This window comes from Dongia sp. (assembly GCF_041905885.1).
GTDB lineage: Bacteria > Pseudomonadota > Alphaproteobacteria > Dongiales > Dongiaceae > Dongia.
The window spans coordinates 1-22021 of the sequence record NZ_JAYRKD010000029.1 but is presented as its reverse complement, the minus strand read 5'-3'; the positions used below and the strand labels follow the sequence as shown (position 1 = coordinate 22021).

The window sequence follows — 22021 nt, the reverse complement described above, 5'->3', positions numbered from 1 at the left end:
GTCAGATCGGCCCGGTTCCAATCTCATTCGCCCGCGACCAATCACTCGCCCGCAACGGGTGCCGGGGTCTTGTGTTGCTCTTCCTCAGCCCCGGCACGACCCTCGCGCCAGCGCTCGATCAGCGCATAGAACACCGGCACGAAGGCCAGGCTCAGCAGCGTCGCCGCCAGCATGCCGCCGAACACCGTGGTGCCGATCGACTGGCGGCTGGCCGCACCCGCGCCGTTCGCGGTCATCAGCGGCACCACGCCGAGGATGAAGGCGAAGGCGGTCATCAGGATCGGGCGCAGGCGCAGGCGGCCGGCTTCCATGGCGGAATCGACGATGGTGTGGCCTTCCAAGCGCCGGCGCTTGGCGAATTCCACGATCAGAATCGCGTTCTTCGCCGACAGGCCGATCAGCATGACGAAGCCGACCTGGGAATAGACGTCGATCTGCATCCCGGCCGCCCAGAGCGCCAGCACCGCGCCGAACAGCGCCAGCGGCACGGCGAGGATCACCATGAAGGGCATGGAGAAGCTCTCATACTGCGCCGCCAGGAACAGGAAGACGAAGATCAAGGCACCCGCGAAGACCAGGATCGCGATGTCGCCCGCTTTGAGCTCCTGATAGGTGATGCCGGTCCATTCGAAGCTGTAGTCCCCCGGCAGCACCGACTTCGCCACCCGCTCCATCGCCGCGATCGCCTGGCTGGAGCTGTAGCCCGGGGCCGGGCCGCCGTTGATCAGCGCCGAAGAATAGGCGTTGTAATGCGAGATGAATTCCGGCCCGACGGTGGGCTTCAGCTCGCCGAGCGTGCTCAGCGGCACCATCCGGCCCTCGTTGTTCCGCACGTAGAGCCGCGAGATGTCGCCGGCCTGGGCGCGCGCGCTCTGCTCGGCCTGCATGGTGACACGGAAGGTGCGGCCGAACTGGTTGAAGTCGTTCACATAGAGCGAGCCGAAGAAGATCTGCAGGGTGCTGAACACGTCCGGCAGGTCGAGCCCCAGGAGTTTCGCCTTGGTGCGGTCGAGCTCGTAGTCGTATTGCGGCGTCGCGGTCGAGAAGGTCGAGAACAAGGCGTGCGGGTTGAGCTCCGGCTGCTTGCGCGCCTCGCCCAGCACCGCCTGGGTCACCTGGTCGAGCTCGGCGCTGGTGCGGCCGGTCAGATCCTCGAGCTGGAACTCGAAGCCGCCGGTGGCGCCGACGCCCGGGATCGAGGGCGGGTCGAAGCTCAAGGCGATGCCGGCCGGCAGGCTCAGCAGCTTGCCGCGGACCTGGTTGACGATGTCGGAAGCCTTCTCGCCGGGCCCGCGCTCGGCCCAGGGCTTCAGCACCGCGAACTCGACGCCGGTGTTGGACTGCGCCGCACCGGTCAGGAAGTTGAAGCCGGCGACCGAGACCACGTCGGAGACGCCGGGGGTCGCCTTCAGGATCTCGCGGACCTGGGTCGCCACTTCCTCGGTGCGTTCGACCGAAGCGCCGTCGGGCAGCTGGATGACCGCGAAGAAATAGCCCTGGTCCTCGACCGGCAGGAAGGTGGTCGAGAGCCGGCTGTAGATCCCATAGGTCAGCAGCAGGCCGAAGGCGAAGAAGGCCATCACGATCCAGCGCATGCCGATCAGATGCCGGATCGACCAGGCATAGCCGTTGGCCGAGCGGGTGAAGCCGGCGTTGAACAGGCGGAACGGCAGGAACTTCGACGGCGGCTGGTTGCGCAGGAACACGGCGCTCAAGGCCGGGCTCAGGGTCAGCGAGTTGAAGGCCGAGATCGCCACCGAGATGGCGATGGTGAGCGCGAACTGGTTATAGAGCTGGCCGGTGACGCCGGGCAGGAAGGCGACCGGCACGAACACCGCCATCAGCACGGCGGTGGTGGCGATGATCGGCCCGGTCACCTCGGCCATGGCGGCCTTGGCGGCGTCGATCGGCTTCAGCCCGAGATGCAGCTGCCGCTCGACGTTCTCGACGACGACGATCGCGTCATCGACCACCAGGCCGATCGCCAGCACCATGCCGAGCATCGAGACCGTGTTCAGCGAGAAGCCGAAGGCATACATGATGCAGAGCGTGCCGATCAGCGAGACCGGGATCGCAATCGCGGGAATGAGGGTCGCGCGCCAGCTCTGCAGGAAGACGAAGACCACCAGGATCACGAGGATCATCGCCTCGCCCAGGGTCTTCATCACGTCCTCCATCGAGGCCGAGACGAACATCGTGGTGTCGTAGACGATGCCGTATTCGACGCCCTTCGGGAATCGTGCCTTCAGCTCGTCCATGGTCTTGCGGATGCCGGCGGACATGGCGAGGGCGTTCGAGTTCGGCGCCTGGAAGATGCCGAGGAAGACCGAGGGCTTCTCGTTGAGATGCGCGCTGGAGGAATAGGTCTGGGCGCCGAGCTCGATCCGCGCCACGTCCTTCAGCTTCAGGGTCGCCTCGCTGCCGGTGCCGGCGCGGACGATGATCTCGCCGAATTGCGCCGGATCGCTCAAGCGCCCCAGCGCGTTCACCTGGACTTCGAAGGCGGTGCCGTCGGGCGCCGGCGACTGGCCGAGCTTGCCGGCAGCGACCTGGATGTTCTGATTGGCGATCGCGTCGCGGATGTCGAGCGCGGTCAGTCCAAGATTGGCGAGCTTGTCGGGATCGAGCCAGACCCGCATCGAATAGCGGCGCTCACCGAAGATGATGACGTTGCCAACACCCTGCACCCGCTTCAGGGGATCGGCGAGCTGCAGATAGGCGAAGTTGCTCAGGGTGGTGAGATCGACCGAGCCGTCCGGCGAGGAAAGGTTCACCGCCAGCGCGAAGTTCGGGTTCTGCTTGGCGATGGTGACGCCGCCCTGGTTCACGATCGCCGGCAGCTGGCCGCTGGCGGCGGTGATGCGGTTCTGCACGTCGACCGCGGCGACGTCGATCGGATAGCCAACGTCGAAGGTCACGGTGATGGTGGAGGTGCCGTCATTGGCGCTGATCGACGACATATAGGCCATGCCCGGCACGCCGTTGATCTGCTGCTCCAGCGGCGTGGTCACGGTGTCGGCGACGACTTTGGAACTGGCGCCCGGATAGGCGGCGGTCACCACCACCTGCGGCGGCGTGATGTCGGGGAACTGGGCCACCGGCAGCAGCTGGTAACAAATGAGACCGGCCAGCACCATGATGCCGGCTATTGCAGATGCGAAGACGGGGCGATTAATGAAAAAACCAACCACTTAGGACTCTATATGCTGGAGGCTAGGACGAAGGGCCAAACCGGGCCGGCGACTATGGCCGAAACGACGACCCAAAGATGTCAGTAGGCTAATCCCTTGTTCCGCTTGAAGTGTGATGACCGTCACATCTTGCGTGACAAGGAGTATGAACGGTGGTACTACTCAGTACCAAGCGACGGTACTGATCAGTAAGTACCGCGTCAAGTGAATTGCGTGCAGTTGCGAAGACGGAGCTTGAAATAGCACTCAAACAGCCGGTCGAAAATGAAACTCACGGGTCTCATGGGGACGTGCCGCAGACCCCGGGACCGCGTGCCGTCCCGCCGCGGATTCGGATACTGAGCGCGGCCTGCGACCTCTTCTATCACCACGGCATTCATTCGGTGAGCATGGACGCCATTGCCGAGGCGGCCGCCACCAACAAGATGACCGTCTACCGCCACTTCCCCTCCAAGGACGTTCTGGTGGCCGAGTACCTGCGCAAGCTCGCCCAGGAGGCGGATGCCCACTGGGACGAGATCGCCAAGCAATGCGCCGGCGATCCACAGACGGAGATCCGCACCTGGCTCGCCCAGGTATCGGAATGCGTCACGCACGACGGCGAGCGCGGCTGCGCGCTGGCCAATGCCGCGGTCGAGCTGCCGGAGAAGGACCACCCCGCCCGCGCCGTCATCGAGGAATTCAAGAAGGGCCACCGCCTGCGGCTGGTGAAGCTGTTCGGCGACGCGAAGCTGCGCGATCCCGAAGGCCTCGCCGACGAGGTCTTCCTGCTGATCGAGGGCGCCCGGATCAACATCCAGAGCCTCGGCGTCGAAGGCCCCGCCTCGCGCCTGGTGCGGCTGATCGAGACGCTGGTCGACAGCCACCGCCAGTGAGATCGCGTTAGCCCGCGATCCGCTGCGGCTCCTCCAGCCCTGAATCGGCGAAGCTCAACCCCGCCAGCCGCGGCACCGTCTCGCCGGGGATGAACGCGACATCGATCGCGTCGGCGATCGAACCGCGCAGCGAAAGCCGGTGGTCGGTCTTGCCGGTCTTCAGGTTGACCCAGTGGATGCCGGCGCCCTCGCCCGAGGTCATCACCAGGGCATGGTTGCCGACGAAGCGCAGACCGCGCGGCGTGCCGGGCAATTGCACGAAACGCTCGAAAGCGCGCTTCTCCAGGTCGACCCGGCCGAGCCAGCCGCTGCCGCTCTCCAGCACCCAGAGCCGGTTGCGGGTGAGGCGCGGCGCGGTCGGCCGGTCGAGGCCCTCGGCCACGGCGCGCTGCGTGACCGCGTCGATCACCTGGCCGCCGTTCTGCGCCTGCTGCCAGCCGTCCTTCACATTGCTCGCCGCGGTGACGGTGACATAGGCAACCGCGTCGTCGCGCAGGCAGAAGCCGGTCAGGTGGCAGCGGTCCTCGCGCACCACCTTGTCGATGAAGGCCGGGCGCCAGACCGGCTTCAAGTCGCCGCGGCTGTTGATCCGAACGACGCTGTTGAAAGCGGAAGCCGCCGCCAGCAGCTTCCCCGATTCCAGGACCGCAAGATCCTGGATGCCGATGGCGCCGGTCGGCCGGCATTGGCTCGGCAGGCACAAGCGATCGGTGCCGCGATAGCGTTCGCCGTCGCCCAAGGCATCGTCGAAGCGCCAGAGCCGGCGATGCGCGGCGACATGCAGCCCCTTCTCGGTCAGCAAGAGAGCACCCGGTATCTCGCAGCTCACGTCGAACACAGTGAGGCCCGCCGGGCCGGCGCCGAGGGTGAGGAGCTTGCCGCTCTCGCCGGTCGAGAGCGCAAGGCAGAGCTTGCGGGCGCGCAGCCAGTGCACCAGCCGCGGCGAAGCCTCGACCATGTCCGCCGCACCCGCGGGCAAGGCGACGGGCGCCGGCAGGACCGGCGCCGGCGGCACTATGGCGAGCAGGGCCTGCGGCGGCAGGCGCCGGGAGGCACGATGCGGTCGGCTCGGGGGATGGTGCATGGTCTATCGCCTTGGTTGTGTCTGTCGCGACAACTGAGGATGTGTGACTTACCTCAGTTTCTGCATAAAGTCACAAAAAAGTGAGTGACGGGCATCACGTCCGGCCATGACCAGCCAAGCGATTGTATCGGTGCAATTATCTTTGCACAAACAAGGCTTGCGCCGCGCCGCGGGTAGGACGGCGCATCCAACACCAATTTGGCAAGTTCAACATCTTTCTGTAGCAGCTTGATTTATATCAAGCTAAGGGCAGACGCTGCTTGCCGGCGAATCAGGGGAGCTTTTCAGCCGTTCGTAGCGAGCCCGGTCAGGCCTTTAGTGGGCCTTGCGCAGGAGGCGACCGGCGCGCGCACCTTCCAGCGCCGGCTGGCCGTTCACATAGACCGCGTTGATTCCTTCCGCGGCGCGGATTGGGATCTCGTAGGTGGCGGTATCCTTCACCTTGGCCGCGTCGAACAGCACCAGGTCGGCGGCATAGCCTTCGCGCAGCAGGCCGCGATCCTTGAGACCGAAGCGCGCGGCGGTCATCCCGGTCATCTTGTGGATCGCGTTCTCCAAACTGAACAGCCGGACCTCGCGCACATAATGGCCGAGGATGCGCGGGAAAGTGCCCCAGAGCCGCGGGTGCGGATGCTTGTCGTGCGGCAGGCCATCCGAGCCGATCATGGTCAGCGGAAAGGCGAGGATCGCGCGCACGTCGGCCTCGTCCATCTGGAAATAGATGGCGCCGGCCGGCAGCAGGCGCTCGCCCGCCTCGCGCTGCGAGCAGCCCCATTCCTTCGCGATAGCGGAGAGGTCGCGGCCGGACATCTCCGGATGCGGCGTCGACCAGGTGACCATGATGCGCACGTCGTCGCGCGCTTCCTCGGGATAGAGCACGGTCGAGCCGGCGTCATAGGGATAGGCGTCCAGCCCGACGGTCTGGCGCTGCGCGGCCTCGGTGATGCGGCGCAAGGTCTGACGGCTGCGGCCGTAATTCTCGGGAAGCGCGCATTTGTGATGCGAGATCACCACCGGCACCTTGGCGCGCTCAGCGGTGTCGAAGGTTTCCTCGAGGGATTCCATCACCCGGTCGTATTCGTCGCGCATATGGGTGGTGTAGACGCCGCCCTTCTCCGAGACGATCTCCGCCAGCGCCACCACCTCGTCGGCATCGGCGCCGCTGTTGATCGGATAGAAAAGACCGGTCGAGAAGCCCGCGGCACCGGCATCGAGGCTGTCGGCCAGGAGCTTGCGCATCCGCTCGATCTCGCCGGGCGTGGCGCGACCGGAGATGTCCGCCATGGTGGCGACGCGCAGGGTGCCATGGCCGATCAGCGCCGCGACATTGACCGCGGGCCTGGTCGCATCGACCTTGGCGGCATACTCGGCGAAGCTCGGATAGGCGAAGGTCTTGGATTCGCCGAGCAGGTTGAGCGGCGGCGGCGGCAGGTCGCCTTGGATCCGGATCGGCGCGCCGCTGATCCCGCAGTTGCCGACCACGACGGTGGTGACGCCCTGGGTCACCTTCGGCCGCATCGCCGGCTCGCCGATCACGGCGAAATCGTCATGGGTATGGCTGTCGACGAAGCCGGGCGCCAGCACCAGGCCGGTGGCGTCGATCACCTGGCGGGCGGCAATCGGATCAATCGAACCGGTGTCGTCGATCCGCGCGATGCGATCGCCGCTGACCGCAAGATCGCCCTTGCGCGAAGGCCCGCCGCTGCCGTCGATCAGCCGCGCCCCCTTGAAGAGGAGGTCGTAAAGCGGCGCCTGGTTCTCTGCGTTCAAGTCGGGGGCATTCATGGGCGGGATCGTTTCCGACGCTGGGATTTGCTGGATGGGCCCGGCTCCGTCGATCGCGGCTGCGGCGTGATCGCGTGGACGGGGATGAGATTATGCCGGATCCGCCGCAGCTTTTCATGCACGACGGCGCCGCGCCGCACCGCGACGCCGGTCGCCAGCACGTCGATGACGGCGATCTGCGCCAGCCTGGAGGCGGTCGGCTTGAAGATGTCCGGATCCTCCGGGACATCGACCAGCACCTTGACATCGGCGAGACGGGCCAGCGGCGTCTCCGGCTTGGTGACCGCGATCAGCCTGGCGCCGTATTGCTGCGCGATCTCGGCGCTCTCCAGCACTTCGCGGATGTGACCGCTGTTGCAGATCGCGAGCACCGTGTCGCCGGGTCCGAGGGTGGAGGCCGACATCCGCTGCAGATGGTTGTCGCCGTAGCAGGCGCAGGGAATGTCCAGGCGGAAGAAGCGGTAATAGGCATCCATGGCGACGCCGTGGCTGGCGCCGCCGACGCCGTAGATGTCGAGCCGCCGGGTCTCGGCGATGATCTCGATCGCCTGGCGCACCGCCTGGTGGTCGAGCTGGTCGCGGGCCAGCGCGATTCCGTCCAGGATCACGTTCATCACCCGTTGCGCCAGATGCGCGACGTCGTCGTCCAGCCGCTCCGGCTGCTTCAGGTAATTGGTGCCGACCGCAAGATTCTGCGCCAGCTTGAACTTGAAGTCGCGCAGGCTCTCGCAGCCGAGCGCGCGGCAGAAGCGGGTGACGCTGGGCTGGCTGACGCCGGCGCGATCGGCCAGTTCGGCGATGCTGGCGCGGCCGGCGAAGAACGGATCCTCGAGCACCACCTTCGCCACCTCGGCCTCGGCCGGGCGGAACTGCCCCTCCATGGCGCGCAGCCTGGAAATGATATCGACGACCGTGCTCATCCCCGTCTTTCTCAAATCGGCCTTGCGCGACGATCCCTTCAGGCGCAGCGGCAGAATATCGCTTTGTAACTTAATTTCTATCACCCTGGTCTTGTAACTTATTTACAGATCATCCAGGCAGGATTTTCGCGGTTCTCGGGAATATTCTACCAAAGACACGCCGACCATCTCCCAGAATCGACTTGCGAAGACAAAAATCTTGTAAGAGAATTTCACACGACGTTTGGGGAAGCGTCTGCCCAGAAGAGCAGAGCCCCGGCGATCGCAACCCGACAGGAGGCTCTGAGACATGAAACGGCATACCTTGCGTCACCTTTCCGCCGCGGTGCTGGCCCTTGGGCTCGCCGCCGCGGGTGCGTCCTCGGCCTTTGCGGCTTCAAAATGCATCACCGCCGAGCAGAAGCCGCCCTATTCGATCGGCTGGGCCAACATCTACTCGGTGCCGACCTGGATGAAGGAGACCACCGGCACGATCGAGGCGATGTCCGAGGACCTCAAGAGGCAGGGTCTGGTGAGCAAGCTGATGATCACCGACGCCCAGGGCAATGCGAACACGCAGATCCAGCAGATCCAGTCGATGATCGACGCCAAGCTCGACGTGATCGTGGTGATCGCCGGCTCCGCGACCGCGCTCGACCGGGTGATCGCCGATGCCTGCGCCAAGGGCATCGCGGTCATGAACTTCGACTCCATGGTCGATACCAACGAGCTGACCGCCAAGGTCAACACCGACCAGCTCGAATGGGGCAAGGAGGCCGCGACCTGGCTGGTGAAGCAGCTCGGCGGCAAGGGCAAGATCCTGGTGCTGAACGGCCCCGCGGGCATCTCCGTCTCCGACGCCCGGCGCCAGGGTGCGGAGCCGGTGCTGAAGGAGAATCCGGGGATCGAGATCCTGGCCGAGACCAACACCGACTATAACGCGGCCCCGGCGCAAGAGGCGGTGACCAACCTGCTGTTCAGCCATCCGGAGATCGACGGCGTGCTGTCGCTGGGCGGCGCGCTCTCGGCCGGTGCGATCATGGCCTTCGACAAGCAGGGCCGCGACCTCGTCCCCATCACCGGCGAGAACTATCGCCAGTTCCTGGAGATGTGGAAGGAGAAGAAGCTCAACGCCTGGGCGGCCCAGCAACCCAACTGGCTGGCCGCACTCGCCACTTATGCCGGCGTCAAGGCCAAGCAGGGCGAGGACATCCCTGCCTATATCAAGGTGCCGCTGCCGATCATCACCAATGAGAACCTCGACTCCTATCTCGCCCGCAAGGACGAGTTCCCGGCCGACGGCTATATCTACTCGCCCTATGACACCAAGCTGTTCGACCAGCTGATTGCCGGCAGCAAGTAACCGACAACTGGACTATCCTGGGGTTCCGCCGCTGCCTCCCTCGCGGCGGAACCTCGGATCTTTTGGGTCGGCTTTGGTGTGATGGCAGAAGATCAGGTCCTGCTCGCCGCAGCAGGTGTTTCCAAATCCTTCTTCGGCAACACGGTGCTGCGCGACGTCTCGATCGCGCTCCTGCCGGGGCGCATCCATGCCTTGCTGGGCGAAAACGGCGCCGGCAAGAGCACGCTGATCAACATTCTCTCCGGCGCGCTGCCGCCGAATGCGGGAACCATCACGATCGCCGGGCAGACGCTCTCCGCATTGACGCCGCGCAGCGCGCGCGGCCTCGGCATCGCCGTGGTGCAGCAGGAATTGAGCCTGATGCCGCATCTCTCGATCGCGGAGAATATCGCGTTGGGCGCGGCACCCAGGCGCTTCGGCCTGATCGACTACGGCGCGATCAAGGAACGGGCCGCCGCGATCGCCCGCGAGACCGGCATCCACGAGCCGCTCGATCTCCCGGTGAACAAGCTGGCGCTCGGCCGGCGGCAGATGGTGGAGATCGCCAAGGCCCTGTTCCGCAAGCCCAAGCTGCTGATCCTCGACGAGCCGACTTCTTCGCTCTCAGCCCACGACGTCGGCATCCTGGTCGGCCTGATCCGCAAGCTCAAGGCCCAGGGCCTCGCGATCCTTTACATCTCGCATCGCCTCAACGAGATCCTCGATTTCTGCGACCATGTCACCGTGCTGAAGGACGGCGCGCTCACCGCCGACCGGCCCTTGGCCGGCATGGATGCGCAAGGCCTGGTGCGGCTGATGGTCGGCCGCGATCCCAACGATCTCTTCCCGCCGTTCCGGTCGAGCGCCGGCGTCGAGACCGTGCTGGCGCTCAGGAATTTCCGCACGGCCGCGGTTTCCGGCATCGACCTCGAGCTGCGGCGCGGCGAGATCCTCGGCCTCGGCGGGCTGGTCGGCCAGGGGCAGGAGGATTTCCTGCTCGGCCTCTACGGCGCCGCGGAAGCGGCGGCGGACCGGTTCCAGGCCGGCGACGCCCAGGCGCCGTTCCGGAACGTGATGGCGGCGAACCGCGCCGGCCTCGCCTATGTCCCGGCCGATCGCAAGAAGGAAGGCCTGCTGCTGCCGCACAGCATCGATCTCAACCTGCTGCTGCCGAGCCTGGCGCGGTCCGCTGCGCGTCTGTTCCGGAATCGCGGCGAGGAAAGGACGCTGACCGAGAGCCTCGCGGCGCGGCTTTCTATCCGCGGCGACCGCAAGCGGCCGGTGCAGGCCCTTTCCGGCGGCAACCAGCAGAAGGTGGCCTTGGCGAAATGGCTGCCGCTGAGTCCGTCGATCCTGCTGCTCAACGACCCGACCCGCGGCGTCGATGTCGCCACCAAGCGCGAGATCTATCTGGCGCTGCAGGCGATGGCGGCCGAAGGCAAGGCGGTGGTTCTCCTCAGCTCCGACACGCCGGAGCTGGTGCATCTCTGCGATCGGGTCGCGGTCTTCCACAAAGGCCGCATCGCCGCGATGCTCGACCATGCGGACGCCAGCGAAGAAGCGATCGTCGGTGCCGCGCTTGGGGTGGCGGCATGAGCCTCTATTGGGCGATCCAGTGGCGCCGCAATGAAGGGCTCGGCGCCCTGTTCCTGGTGCTGGCCGGATTCCTCATTCTCTACGCCATCCTCTTCCCGGGAATCCTGAGCATCGGCGGCGCGGGACGTTTCGTGCAGAACTGGTTCCCGATGGCGCTGGTGGCCGTGGCGCAAGCGATGATCATGCTGGCCGGCGGCATCGATCTCTCGATCGGAGCCATGGTGGGCCTGGGCTCCGTGGTCGCCGCGACCAGCATGGGCGGCGCCTTCGGTATTGCGGGCGGTACCGCGGCGACGCTCGGCATGGGTGCGGCGATCGGCACCCTGGTCGGTGTCATCGTCTCGGTCGGGCGCTATCCGGCGATCATCGTGACGCTTGCCACCTCCTTCATCATCGGCGGCGCGGCGCTGCTGATCCTGCCGCGGCCGGGCGGCGCGATTCCGGCGGAGCTCTCCGAGTTCCTGGCCGGCGATCATCCGACCGCCGTGCTGCTGCTGATCCTGCTGATCCTCGGCTGGAAGCTATACCAGGCGACGCCGCTGGGCATGGGCCTGGTGGCGGGCGGCGACAATCCGATCGGCGCCTATCGCTCGGGTGTCCCGACCCGCACGGCCCGCATCTTCGCCTATGCGCTGAGCGGCTTGCTGACCGCGGGCGCCGGACTCTACGTGGCGGCGCAGACGGGATCCGGCGACCCGGTGATCGGCGGGCCCTTCACCCTGGCGGCGATCGCGGCGGCGGTGCTGGGCGGCGTCGGCTTCCTCGGCGGCCAGGGCACGATGCGCGGCGCGCTCGCCGGCAGCCTGCTGATGAGCGTGCTCATCAACGTGATGTTCTTCATGAACCTGCCGCCGGTCGCGCAATATGTCGTGCAGGGGCTGATCATCGTCATCACCGTCGCCCTGCCGCGGCTCAAGCAATTGGTGCGGAGGATCGCGTGACCGGCTTCCGCTTCGTCATGAACGACGCGACGCGGGCCGCCCTGCCCTATGCGCTGATCGTCCTGCTTTGGCTGGTCGCCGGGGCGATTCTGCCGGGCTTCGCCAAGCCGGGACATATCCGCTACATGGTCGAGCTGGCCGCGGTGATCGGCCTGGTCGGCATCGGCCAGACCCTGGTCGTCATCGGCGGCGGCATCGATCTTTCGGTTGCGGCCACGATCACGGTCGCGGCGATCGTGATGCCGCTGGTCTCCTTCGCCCCGGACACCACCGGCTTCGGCGCGATCCTGCTCACCCTCGCCGTGGCGGGCGGGATCGGCGCGATCAACGGGATCGGCATCGGCTATCTCGGCCTGCCGCCGCTGATCATGACCCTGGCGACGGCGACGACCCTGCAAGGCCTGCTGGTGATCATCGCCGGCGGCAGCGCGGTCACGGTCAACAATCCGCTGCTGGTCTGGCTCGGCGCGACGCGGATCGCCGGCATCCCGGTCGATATCCTGGTCTGGGCGGCGATCGCCGCACTCTGCCTCGCCTGGCTGCATGGGACGCGGACCGGGGCCACGGTCTTCGCGCTCGGCACCAATCCGCTGGCCAGCCGGCTCTCCGGCGTCGCCGAGCGCCGCGTCACCCTGCTGCTCTACACCGTGTCCGGATCGACCGCAGGCTGCGCCGGCCTGCTGCTGCTGGCGATGAATGGCCAGGGCTATGTCGGGATCGGCGATCCCTATCTCCTGTCCTCGATCGCCGCCGTGGTCTTGGGCGGGACCTCGATCCTCGGCGGGCGCGGCACCTATGCCGGTACGATCGCCGGCGCCATCCTGCTGGTGACCATGACGGCGCTGATCACCGTGGTGAACGCCTCGGCGGGATGGCGCAGCATCATTTTGGGTTGCCTAATCCTCGGAATGCTGCCTTTGTCCGGGCGCGACCAGACTCGCTGAAAAGGAGAACCGAATGAGTGGCGCGATCGAAGCGCGGTTGAAGTCCCTGGGCATCGTGCTGCCGCCGGTGCCGACCCCCGTCGCCAATTATGTGCCGTTCGTCATCACCGGCTCGCTGGTCTTCCTCTCCGGCCAGGGCCCGCGCAAGGCCGAAGGCGGCATGCATAGCGGCAAGGTCGGCGGCGGCGTCACCGTCGATGAGGCCTACCAGCATGCGCGGATCGTCGGCATCCAGCTGCTCTCGGCGCTGCGCGACGCGGTCGGCGATCTCGATCGCGTGACAAGGATCGTGAAGCTGCTCGGCATGGTCAACGGCGTGCCGGATTTCAAGCAGCACCCGAAGGTGATCAACGGCTGCTCCGATCTCCTGGTCGAGGTGTTCGAGGCCAAAGGTAAACATGCCCGCTCCGCCGTCGGCATGGGCAGCCTCCCCGACGACATCACGGTCGAGATCGAAGCCATCGTCGAGTTCAAGTAAGATGGCGGGCGACACCGGCAATCCACGTCTGGCGATGTGGACCTATCCCTGGGACGTGATCGACCTGGGGCTGGAGACGGTGTCGCGCGATCTCCAGGACCGCGCCGGGGTGAACGGCATCAACATTGCGACCGCCTATCACGCCGGCCGCTTCTTCCAGCCGCGCAGCCCAAAGCGCAAAGCCTACTTCCCCGAGGACGGCACGATCTACTTCCAGCCCGATCCCAAGCTCTGGGCGGGACAGCGCATCCAGCCGAAGGTCGCGGACGTCGTGGCCGAGCAGGACGTGCTGAAGGACCTGACCGCGGCGCGGGATCGCGGCGGGCTCTCGGTCGCCTGCTGGACGGTCTGCCTGCACAACATGCGCCTCGGTCTGCTGCATCCTGAGGCCTGCACCCGCAACGCCTTCGGCGACCCCAACTATTACAGCCTCTGCCCCAGCCACCCGGATGTGCGCGGCTATATCACCACGCTGATCAAGAATCTCACCACCGGCTACCGGCCGGACATCGTGCAGCTCGAGACGCCGGGCTTCATGGGCTATGCGCATGAGTTCCACCACGAGAAGGACGGCGTCGGCCTGGCCGCGGAAGACGATTTCCTGATGTCGCTCTGCTTCTGCGACGCCTGCATCGCACGCGCCGGAAAATCCGGCGTCGATGTGGAAGCCGCGCGCAAGACCGTGCGGCGCTTGATCGTCGAGGCCGCCGAACGCGCGGTGCCGGCGCCCCGCTGGCCGGATTTCATCACCCGCGGGCCGGACGTGTTCCGCGAGCACCCGGAGATCGAGGCCTTGGTGCGCTGGCGGTTCGAGCCGGTCACCAGCCTCGTCGCCGCGATCCGCGACGCGGCCGACCCCCGGGTGCGGATCGATGTCATCGACATCAACGATGGCTGGCGCTCGGGCAGCGATCTCGCCGCGCTGGGCAAGATCTGCGAGGGTGTGGTGTTCTGCGCCTATGACCGGCAGCCGGAAGCGCTCGAAGCGGATACGGCCAAAGTGCGCGCGCAGCTTGGTGACGGCGTGAAGCTCGGGGTCGGCATGCGGCTGTTCCATCCGGAGATGCGGTCGGCCGACGATATCGCCGCGCGGTCGCTGGCCGCGATGCGCGCGGGCGCCACGGAAATCGACTACTACAACTATGGACTGGTGCCCGCCGCGCGCCTCGATTGGGTGCGCGCGGCCAGCGATGCGGTGATGCGCCATGGCTGATGCGGCAAAAATCCTCGCCCTGCTCGACCGCCTGGTCGCCTTCGACACTCAAAATCCACCAGGCCAGGAGACGGAAGCCGCGCGCTTCCTGGCGACGGTCGTCGCCGGCTTCGGCTTCAACGCCACGCTGCAGGAAGTCGCCGAAGGACGGGCGAACCTGGTGGCGCGGCTCGATAACGGGCCGGGCTCCACCCTCGCCTTCAATTCGCATATCGACACCGTGCCGGTCGGCACCGGCTGGAGCAGCGACCCGCTGCGCCTGGTCGAACGCGATGGCCGCCTCTATGGCCGCGGCTCCTGCGACGCCAAGGGCTCGATCGCCAGCATGACGGAAGCGGCGCGCCTGCTCGCGGCGCGCAAGGACGAGTGGAGTGGCACATTGCTGCTGACCTTCGTGGCCGACGAGGAGATCGACGGCACCGGCTCGAAGCAGGTCACCACCGAAGCCAAGGCCAAGCAGGCGCCGATCGACGCCGTCATCATCGGCGAGCCGACCAGCAACCAGGTGCATTCCGCGCATAAGGGCGTGCTGCGGCCGCTGTTGCGCGTCAACGGCCAGACCGCGCATTCCAGCCGGCCGGAGCTCGGCATCAATGCGATCCAGAAGGCGGGCCTGCTGCTCTCGCTGCTCGACGCCGAGGACAAGCGGCTGCGCCACCGCCACCATGACCTGGTCGGACCGGCCACCCTCACGGTGACCCGGATCTTCGGCGGCATCGCCGACAACGTGGTCCCGGGTTCCTGCGAGATCGTGGTCGACCGCCGCCTGCTGCCCGGTGAAGACTCCGATGCGGCGCTCGCTGAGCTGCAGGAGCTGCTGGTCCATGCCAGGGAGGAGCACGACATCTCCGCCGAGGTCGTGGATGTGCGCACGGTTGCCGGGGCGGCGGAGACCGCGGCCTCCTCGCCGATCGTGCGCTTCAGTCTCGCGGCCAATGCGCAGGCGGCCCCCGAGGGCTTCACCGGCGGCTGCGACTTGGTGCATTTCCGCGCGATCGGCAGCGACGGCATCATCCTCGGCCCGGGCTCGCTCGACCAGGCGCACAAGCCGGATGAGTTCGTGCCGAAGGCCGAGCTGGTCCAGGCGACGGAACTCTACCGCGACATCGCGCTCGCCATGCTGCGGCGCTGACGATGGGGCTCTATCGCGGCCCGATCATCGATGCGCATCACCATCTCTGGGACCTCGCCGACGACCGCTATCCCTGGCTGGGATCGGCGCGCCGGTCGGAGATGGTGTTCGGGCCGAGCGAAAAGCTCGCCCACAACTACCTGATCGAAGATTACCTCCGCGACATCGCCGGCGAGAATGTCGTCAAGTCGGTGCATATCGAGGCGGGCTTCGGCGGCGCGCCCTGGGAAGAGACCGCCTGGGTGCAAGCGATCGCCGACCGGCACGGCTTTCCGCAAGGCATCGTCGCCGCGGCGCCATTGGCCGATCCCGATCTTGCCGCCATCCTCAAGCGCCACGCGCGCGCGCCGAACCTGCGCGGCATCCGCGCCATCGCCAGCTGGCACGAGAAGCCGCAGCTGCGCTTCGCGGCGCGGCCGGACCTGATGGACGATCCCCCCTGGCGGCGCGGCCTCGCCCTGCTGGCCGAGCGCGACCTCTCGCTCGACCTCATGGTCAATGCGCCGCAGCTCGGTGATGTAGCGCGGCTGGCCTCGGACCATCCGGCCTTGCGCATCGTCGTCAATCACGCCGGCAGCCCGGTCGATCGTGATCCGGCCGGTCTCCGGAAATGGCGCGACGGCCTCGCGCGCGCCGCGGCGGCGCCGAATGTCTGGATCAAGATCTCCGATCTCGCCGCCTATGATCACGACTGGACGGTCGAGAGCTATCGGCCGATCGTGACGGCGGTGATCGAGGCGTTCGGCGCCAAGCGCTGCATGTTCGGCAGCGACTTCCCGGTGGCCGGCCTGCACGGCGATTTCGCGGCACATTTCAATGCCTTCCGGACAATCGTCGCCGCGCTTCCGAATACACTGCAGCGCGATCTCTTCCACGACAACGCCGCGGCCTTCTATCGTCTGTGAGCGGCGTTTTGATATTTCCACGCGAGTACTGTAGTATGTCGGCGCGACATAGGAATATGTTGCCGATCGTTTCGGCATGTCCCTTCTGGCGGCTTGAGTACGGGTGTATGCAGGACTGGAAGGCGAAATGTCATCCGGACATTCTGAAGATGCTCACCTACTGGGAGAGCAAGCGGAATGGCCGAACCATGCCGCCGCGCAGCGACATCGATCCGGCCGAGATGGTCGGGTTGCTGCCCAACGTCATGATCGTCGACGTGGTCGATGACGAGCGGCGCTTCGTCTATCGCCTGGTGGGAACCGGCGAGGTCCAGCTGCGCGGCCATGATCCCACCGGCAAGTCGGTGCGGGACGGCTATTTCGCGGCGACCCCCGAGGCGGCCGAATTTCGCTACGTGACGGTCTGCGACACCCGGGCGCCCTACTACGACGAGGACAATTTCCAGGTGCTGGATCGCTACGTCTCCGAAGCCAACCTGTTCCTGCCGCTCTCCGACGACGACCGGACGGTCAACAAGATCCTGGTCTTCTCGATCAACCGGGATCTCTATCGCCAATAATTTTCGCGGAGAAAATTGGTAGCACCGGACGGATTTGAACCGCCGACCAAGGGATTATGATCCCCTTGGTTATCTTCGTAAAATCAGAGGTTTAGAGATTTGGCGCGCCACCTGCGCGCCGCCCCGAAGCGGCATCTCCGCAATGATCCCGTTGCTGCCAATTGCGCTAGACTTGCTCCCTCCGCCTCAACCGGCGGAGGGAGCCTTCCTCACGCTGGCTGCCTCAGGCGTGCCAACTCGCAGCAAGAGTCGGCGCCAGAGCCTGGGCGACGGTTGGATCAAGCTGCGTCTGACCAAGGGGCGGCGGGCTGAAGCTCGCCATCGCAGAGACCAGATTGGCGATGTCGCCGACAGCCGCATAGGTGCCGTTGGATACGGTCACCCGATCGAGCTTATGGGCCGAGCTGCTGTTCCAGCCGTCGATATAGACCTTGTCCGTGGTGCCGATAACGTCGATCTCCAGGTCGTCGAACGTCCCATCGCCATCTTGGTCGGCATTCCTGAACCAGAGCTGGTCCGTCGCAATGTTGGCACCGAACACCAGCTTGTCGGCGCTGCCGTCGGTGTCATAGACGGTGAGTGTGTCGGTTTCTCCGCCCCGATCGAAGCGATAGATGTCGACGCCATCGCCGCCCTGGATGAGGTCGTTCCCAGTGCCGCCGTTCAGGGTGTCATTTCCGGCGCCGCCGGTCAGCGTGTTCGCCGCATCGTTGCCGGTGAGTACGTTGTCCAGCGTATTGCCGGTTCCGTTGATCGCCGCGGTGCCGGTCAGAGTCAGGTTCTCGACGTTCGATCCGAGGGTATAGCTCACCGAAGCCCGTACCAGGTCCGTGCCCTCGCTCGTGCTCTCCGTCACCACATCGCCGGCGTTGTCCACCACGTAGATATCGTCGCCGGCACCGCCGACCAGCGCGTCGTTTCCGGCGCCGCCGTCCAGCGTGTCGTTCCCGGCCGCTCCGGTCAGCGTGTTCGCCGCGCTGTTGCCGATCAGCACGTTATCGCCGGAGTTCCCGGTCGCGTTGATCGCGGCGGCACCGGTGAGCGTCAGGTTGTCGGTGTATATCGTGATGCTGTAGGTCACCGACGCATAGACCGTGTCGATGCCCCCGCCGCTGTACTCGTTGACGACGTCGCCCGTGTTATCGACGATATAGGTGTCGTTTCCGTTCCACGCCGCCATGTAGTCGGCGCCAGCACCGCCGTCGATGTAGTTGTCGGTGGGATCGCTCATCCCACCCTTGTAGGAACCATACAGCGTGTCGTTGAAGGCGCTGCCGATCAGCCGCTCGATGCTGATCAACGAGTCACCCGCAGCCTCAGCACCCGAACAGGCGGCATCCTCGATGGGCCGCAGCCAGACCGCTGCGGTCGCCGCGGAATAGTCCGCGGTATCGATGCCGTCGCCGCCATTGAGCACGTTCGCGACGTTGTTGCCGTAGAGCACGTCGTTGAACGCCGAGCCCGTCAGGTTCTCAATCGACGTATAGGTGTCGCCCGCCGCGTCACCGGTATTGGAACCCGGCGCCCCGAGAAGCGCCGTCACTCCAGCGCCCGCCGTCGCATACGAGGCCGTGTCCGTGCCGGCGCCACCATCCAGCACATCCGCACCGCCGCCGCCGATCAGGATGTCGTTTCCGTCGCCGCCCGCGAGCGTGTTGGCCGAAACATTGCCGGTGATGGTATTGGCCAGTGCGTTTCCCGTACCAGAAGCCGCCGTGCCCAAGAGTTCGAGATTCTCAACATTGACGCCGAGCGTATGGCTGGCACTGCTTCGCACCAAGTCCGTGCCGGCGCCGGCGCCTTCCGTCACGACATCGCTTGCGTTATCCACCAGGTAGGTATCATTGCCGCCGCCGCCGATCAGCGTATCGTTGCCCGCACCGCCATCCAGGACGTTATCCGCGCTGTTCCCGGTGATGGTGTTGTCCGATGCGTTGCCGGTGCCGTTGATCGCGGCCGTTCCGGTCAGGGTCAGGCTCTCGATATTGGCGGAGAGTGCATAGTTCGCAGCGCTCTGCACCAGGTCCGTGCCCTCGCCGGCATTCTCGATGATGAGATCGTCATTCCGGTCCACGAGATAGGTGTCGTTCCCCGTGCCGCCCGCCAGCGTGTCGGCGCCAAGCCCCCCGTCCAGTGTGTCGTTGCCCCCGCCGCCGCTCAGCGTGTTCGAGGCGCTGTTCCCGGTCAGCACGTTGTCCAGGGTGTTGCCGGTGCCGCTGATCGACCCGGTCCCGGTCAAGGTCAGGTTCTCGACATTGGCCCCGAGCGTGTAGTTGCTCGCCGAACTCTGGACCAGGTCGGCGACGTCGCCGGCGCCCTCGGTGATCACATCCCCGGCGCTGTCCACCACGTAGGTGTCATTGCCCGCGCCCCCGACCAGCGTATCGTTCCCAGTGCCGCCGTTCAGGGTGTCATTTCCGGCGCCGCCGGTCAGCGTGTTCGCCGCATCGTTGCCGGTGAGTACGTTGTCCAGCGTATTGCCGGTTCCGTTGATCGCCGCGGTGCCGGTCAGAGTCAGGTTCTCGACGTTCGATCCGAGGGTATAGCTCACCGAAGCCCGTACCAGGTCCGTGCCCTCGCTCGTGCTCTCCGTCACCACATCGCCGGCGTTGTCCACCACGTAGATATCGTCGCCGGCACCGCCGACCAGCGCGTCGTTTCCGGCGCCGCCGTCCAGCGTGTCGTTCCCGGCCGCTCCGGTCAGCGTGTTCGCCGCGCTGTTGCCGATCAGCACGTTATCGCCGGAGTTCCCGGTCGCGTTGATCGCGGCGGCACCGGTGAGCGTCAGGTTGTCGGTGTATATCGTGATGCTGTAGGTCACCGACGCATAGACCGTGTCGATGCCCCCGCCGCTGTACTCGTTGACGACGTCGCCCGTGTTATCGACGATATAGGTGTCGTTTCCGTTCCACGCCGCCATGTAGTCGGCGCCAGCACCGCCGTCGATGTAGTTGTCGGTGGGATCGCTCATCCCACCCTTGTAGGAACCATACAGCGTGTCGTTGAAGGCGCTGCCGATCAGCCGCTCGATGCTGATCAACGAGTCACCCGCAGCCTCAGCACCCGAACAGGCGGCATCCTCGATGGGCCGCAGCCAGACCGCTGCGGTCGCCGCGGAATAGTCCGCGGTATCGATGCCGTCGCCGCCATTGAGCACGTTCGCGACGTTGTTGCCGTAGAGCACGTCGTTGAACGCCGAGCCCGTCAGGTTCTCAATCGACGTATAGGTGTCGCCCGACGCATCCCCGGTGTTGGAACCCGGCGCCCCGAGGAACGCCGTCACGCCGGCACCGGCCGTCGCATATGAGGCCGTGTCCGTGCCGGCGCCGCCGTCCAGCACATCCGCACCGCCGCCGCCGATCAGGATGTTGGCGCTGCCGTCGCCGGTCAGCGTATCCTTGGCGGCAGAGCCCGTCAGATTCTCGATCGAAGAATATGTGTCGCCCGCCGCGTCACCGGTGTTCGATGCCGGCGTCGATAGACTGGCCACTACACCCAATGTCGAGGTCGCGTAGGAAGCGGTGTCGTTGCCGCCACCGCCGATCAGCTTATCGTTACCCGCACCGCCATCGAGGACGTTATCCGCGCTGTTGCCGGTGATGGTGTTGTCCGATGCGTTGCCGGTGCCGTTGATCGCGGCCGTTCCGGTCAAGGTCAGGTTCTCGATATTGGCGGAGAGCGCGTAGCTCGCGGCGCTCTGCACCAGGTCCGTGCCTTCGCCGACATTCTCGACGATGACATCGTCGGTGCGGTCCACGAGATAGGTGTCGTTGTCCGCCCCACCGGCCAGCGTGTCGGCGCCGAGCCCGCCGTCCAGCGTGTCGTTGCCGGCACCGCCGGACAACGTGTTCGAGGCGCTGTTCCCGGTCAGGACATTGTCCAGGGTGTTGCCGGTGCCGTTGATCGACCCGGTCCCGGTCAAGGTCAGGTTCTCGAGATTGGCTCCGAGCGTATAGTCGATCGAAGCGACCACCGGGTCCTTGCCGATCCCGTTGACCGGGACGATCGAATCGACGGTCTTGCCGGCGACGCCGAGATAAGCTTGCGACCCGACGGTCGTGCCGTTCAGGTAGACGGCTTCTTGCTCGTTCGAGGTGTTGTATTTGTAGAGGATGTCCTTGTCGCCATCGGCGTCGAGATCGGCCAGGCCCATGACCGTCCAGTTGGCCCAGTAGGGAACCGCGATCGGCGTCTCGCCGACGCCATCCTTGACGACCTGCAGCTGGGTCACGTTGGTGGTCGCGTTCCAGAGCAGGACATCGGTCTGACCGTCACCGTTGAGATCTGCCGTCCCCACCACCGTAAAGCCCGAGGGGGGCGTATAGGGCGTCGAGGCAGCGCCTGTCTCAACCACGACGTCTCCCGCATCGTCGACGTAGTAGGTGTCGCTGCCGTCGCCGCCGATCAGTTTGTCGGCACCCGCACCCCCATCGAGGATGTCGCTGCCGGCGCCGCCATCCAGGGTATTGGCAGCCGCGTTCCCGGTCAGGGTGTTCGAACCGCCGTTGCCGGTCCCGTCGATCGCGTTTGACCCGGTCAGCGTGAGGTTTTCCAGATTCGCGCTCAGGGTCCAGGTGACCGAGCTTTTCACCAGGTCGGTGCCCTCGCTGGCGTTCTCCGTCACCACGTCGCCGGCATTGTCCACCACGTAGGTGTCGTCGCCGGTCCCGCCGACCAGCGTGTCGTTCCCGGCGCCGCCGTCCAGCGTATCGTTGCCGGCCGCTCCGGTCAGCGTGTTCGCCGCGCTGTTGCCGGTGATCACGTTATCGACCGAGTTGCCGGTCCCGTTGATCGCCGACGTCCCCGTCAGCGTCAGGTTCTCCAGGTTGGCGATCAGCGTCCAGCTGACCGATGCCTGCACCGTGTCGGTGCCGTAATTGGCATATTCGTTGATGAAGTCGTTCACATTGTCGACGACATAGGTGTCGTCGCCGTTGAAGCCCTCCATCCGGTCGTTGCTGGCACCGCCATCCAGGAAGTCGTTGCCGCTGCCGCCCTGGATCTGGTCGTTGTAGGTGCCGCCGATCATGCGCTCGACATTGACCAGCATGTCGCCGGCGGCTTCGCCCCAGGAAG

The 22021-nt window shown here is 66.0% G+C and carries 15 protein-coding genes; 10 read left to right on the top strand and 5 right to left on the bottom strand.

Annotation, left to right across the window (positions count from 1 at the left end; genetic code table 11):
- Positions 1–41: 41 nt before the first annotated feature.
- Positions 42–3191, bottom strand: coding sequence for an efflux RND transporter permease subunit (locus ACH2CY_RS22955; protein WP_395022002.1), 3150 nt, complete (start codon positions 3189–3191; stop codon positions 42–44).
- Positions 3192–3481: 290 nt separating this feature from the next.
- On the opposite strand from ACH2CY_RS22955, the gene ACH2CY_RS22950 reads away from it, so the two are divergent.
- The gene (locus ACH2CY_RS22950; protein WP_395022000.1) at positions 3482–4066 is read left to right on the top strand and encodes a TetR/AcrR family transcriptional regulator; all 585 of its coding nucleotides are present in this window, start codon (positions 3482–3484) and stop codon (positions 4064–4066) included.
- A gap of 7 nt (positions 4067–4073) precedes the next feature.
- Here the strand turns inward: ACH2CY_RS22950 and ACH2CY_RS22945 are convergent, their stop codons facing one another.
- From ACH2CY_RS22945 to ACH2CY_RS22935, 3 genes are all read right to left on the bottom strand, one after another.
- The gene (locus ACH2CY_RS22945) at positions 4074–5150 is read right to left on the bottom strand and encodes a DUF4915 domain-containing protein (protein ID WP_395021998.1); all 1077 of its coding nucleotides are present in this window, start codon (positions 5148–5150) and stop codon (positions 4074–4076) included.
- A gap of 315 nt (positions 5151–5465) precedes the next feature.
- A complete protein-coding gene (locus tag ACH2CY_RS22940; protein WP_395021996.1) occupies positions 5466–6935 on the bottom strand; it encodes an amidohydrolase family protein in 1470 nt (489 codons plus the stop codon).
- Positions 6932–7855, bottom strand: coding sequence for a MurR/RpiR family transcriptional regulator (locus ACH2CY_RS22935; RefSeq protein ID WP_395021995.1), 924 nt, complete (start codon positions 7853–7855; stop codon positions 6932–6934). The genes ACH2CY_RS22940 and ACH2CY_RS22935 overlap by 4 nt, the downstream gene beginning before the upstream one ends.
- A gap of 289 nt (positions 7856–8144) precedes the next feature.
- Between ACH2CY_RS22935 and ACH2CY_RS22930 the strand changes: the two genes are divergently transcribed.
- The 9 genes from ACH2CY_RS22930 to ACH2CY_RS22890 all read left to right on the top strand — a co-directional run bounded on the left by ACH2CY_RS22930 (position 8145) and on the right by ACH2CY_RS22890 (position 16945).
- Positions 8145–9197 (top strand): ABC transporter substrate-binding protein, encoded by a 1053-nt coding sequence (locus tag ACH2CY_RS22930; protein WP_395021994.1) that lies wholly within the window; start codon positions 8145–8147, stop codon positions 9195–9197.
- Between the two features lie 81 nt (positions 9198–9278).
- Complete coding sequence (locus ACH2CY_RS22925; protein WP_395021993.1) at positions 9279–10772, top strand: sugar ABC transporter ATP-binding protein; 1494 nt, start codon at positions 9279–9281, stop codon at positions 10770–10772.
- Positions 10769–11713, top strand: a complete 945-nt coding sequence (locus ACH2CY_RS22920; protein ID WP_395021992.1) for an ABC transporter permease — start codon at positions 10769–10771, stop codon at positions 11711–11713. Before ACH2CY_RS22925 ends, ACH2CY_RS22920 begins: the two co-directional genes overlap by 4 nt.
- Complete coding sequence (locus ACH2CY_RS22915) at positions 11710–12657, top strand: ABC transporter permease (RefSeq protein ID WP_395021991.1); 948 nt, start codon at positions 11710–11712, stop codon at positions 12655–12657. Before ACH2CY_RS22920 ends, ACH2CY_RS22915 begins: the two co-directional genes overlap by 4 nt.
- A gap of 13 nt (positions 12658–12670) precedes the next feature.
- Entirely contained in the window at positions 12671–13135 is a 465-nt protein-coding gene (locus ACH2CY_RS22910; protein WP_395021989.1) for a RidA family protein, read from the top strand.
- A 1-nt stretch (position 13136) separates the two neighbouring features.
- Positions 13137–14348: a hypothetical protein gene (locus ACH2CY_RS22905; RefSeq protein ID WP_395021987.1), complete on the top strand. Its 1212-nt coding sequence runs from the start codon at positions 13137–13139 to the stop codon at positions 14346–14348.
- Positions 14341–15480 carry a M20 family metallopeptidase gene (locus ACH2CY_RS22900; protein ID WP_395021985.1) on the top strand — a complete coding sequence of 380 codons (1140 nt, stop codon included), beginning with the start codon at positions 14341–14343 and terminating at the stop codon, positions 15478–15480. The genes ACH2CY_RS22905 and ACH2CY_RS22900 overlap by 8 nt, the downstream gene beginning before the upstream one ends.
- Positions 15481–15482: 2 nt before the next feature.
- Complete coding sequence (locus ACH2CY_RS22895; RefSeq protein ID WP_395021984.1) at positions 15483–16385, top strand: amidohydrolase family protein; 903 nt, start codon at positions 15483–15485, stop codon at positions 16383–16385.
- A gap of 35 nt (positions 16386–16420) precedes the next feature.
- Complete coding sequence (locus ACH2CY_RS22890) at positions 16421–16945, top strand: PAS domain-containing protein (RefSeq protein ID WP_395021982.1); 525 nt, start codon at positions 16421–16423, stop codon at positions 16943–16945.
- A 223-nt stretch (positions 16946–17168) separates the two neighbouring features.
- Here the strand turns inward: ACH2CY_RS22890 and ACH2CY_RS22885 are convergent.
- Positions 17169–22021, bottom strand: a 4853-nt coding sequence (locus tag ACH2CY_RS22885) for a beta strand repeat-containing protein (RefSeq protein ID WP_395021980.1), incomplete at its 5' end; no start/stop codon positions are given.

Coding starts and splice junctions, on each gene's coding strand:
- ACH2CY_RS22945 (WP_395021998.1), bottom strand. CDS start 5,150: ATGCACCATCCCCCGAGCCGACCGCATCGTGCCTCCCGGCGCCTGCCG.
- ACH2CY_RS22940 (WP_395021996.1), bottom strand. CDS start 6,935: ATGAATGCCCCCGACTTGAACGCAGAGAACCAGGCGCCGCTTTACGAC.
- ACH2CY_RS22935 (WP_395021995.1), bottom strand. CDS start 7,855: ATGAGCACGGTCGTCGATATCATTTCCAGGCTGCGCGCCATGGAGGGG.
- ACH2CY_RS22930 (WP_395021994.1), top strand. CDS start 8,145: ATGAAACGGCATACCTTGCGTCACCTTTCCGCCGCGGTGCTGGCCCTT.
- ACH2CY_RS22925 (WP_395021993.1), top strand. CDS start 9,279: ATGGCAGAAGATCAGGTCCTGCTCGCCGCAGCAGGTGTTTCCAAATCC.
- ACH2CY_RS22920 (WP_395021992.1), top strand. CDS start 10,769: ATGAGCCTCTATTGGGCGATCCAGTGGCGCCGCAATGAAGGGCTCGGC.
- ACH2CY_RS22910 (WP_395021989.1), top strand. CDS start 12,671: ATGAGTGGCGCGATCGAAGCGCGGTTGAAGTCCCTGGGCATCGTGCTG.
- ACH2CY_RS22905 (WP_395021987.1), top strand. CDS start 13,137: ATGGCGGGCGACACCGGCAATCCACGTCTGGCGATGTGGACCTATCCC.
- ACH2CY_RS22900 (WP_395021985.1), top strand. CDS start 14,341: ATGGCTGATGCGGCAAAAATCCTCGCCCTGCTCGACCGCCTGGTCGCC.
- ACH2CY_RS22895 (WP_395021984.1), top strand. CDS start 15,483: ATGGGGCTCTATCGCGGCCCGATCATCGATGCGCATCACCATCTCTGG.
- ACH2CY_RS22890 (WP_395021982.1), top strand. CDS start 16,421: ATGTCGGCGCGACATAGGAATATGTTGCCGATCGTTTCGGCATGTCCC.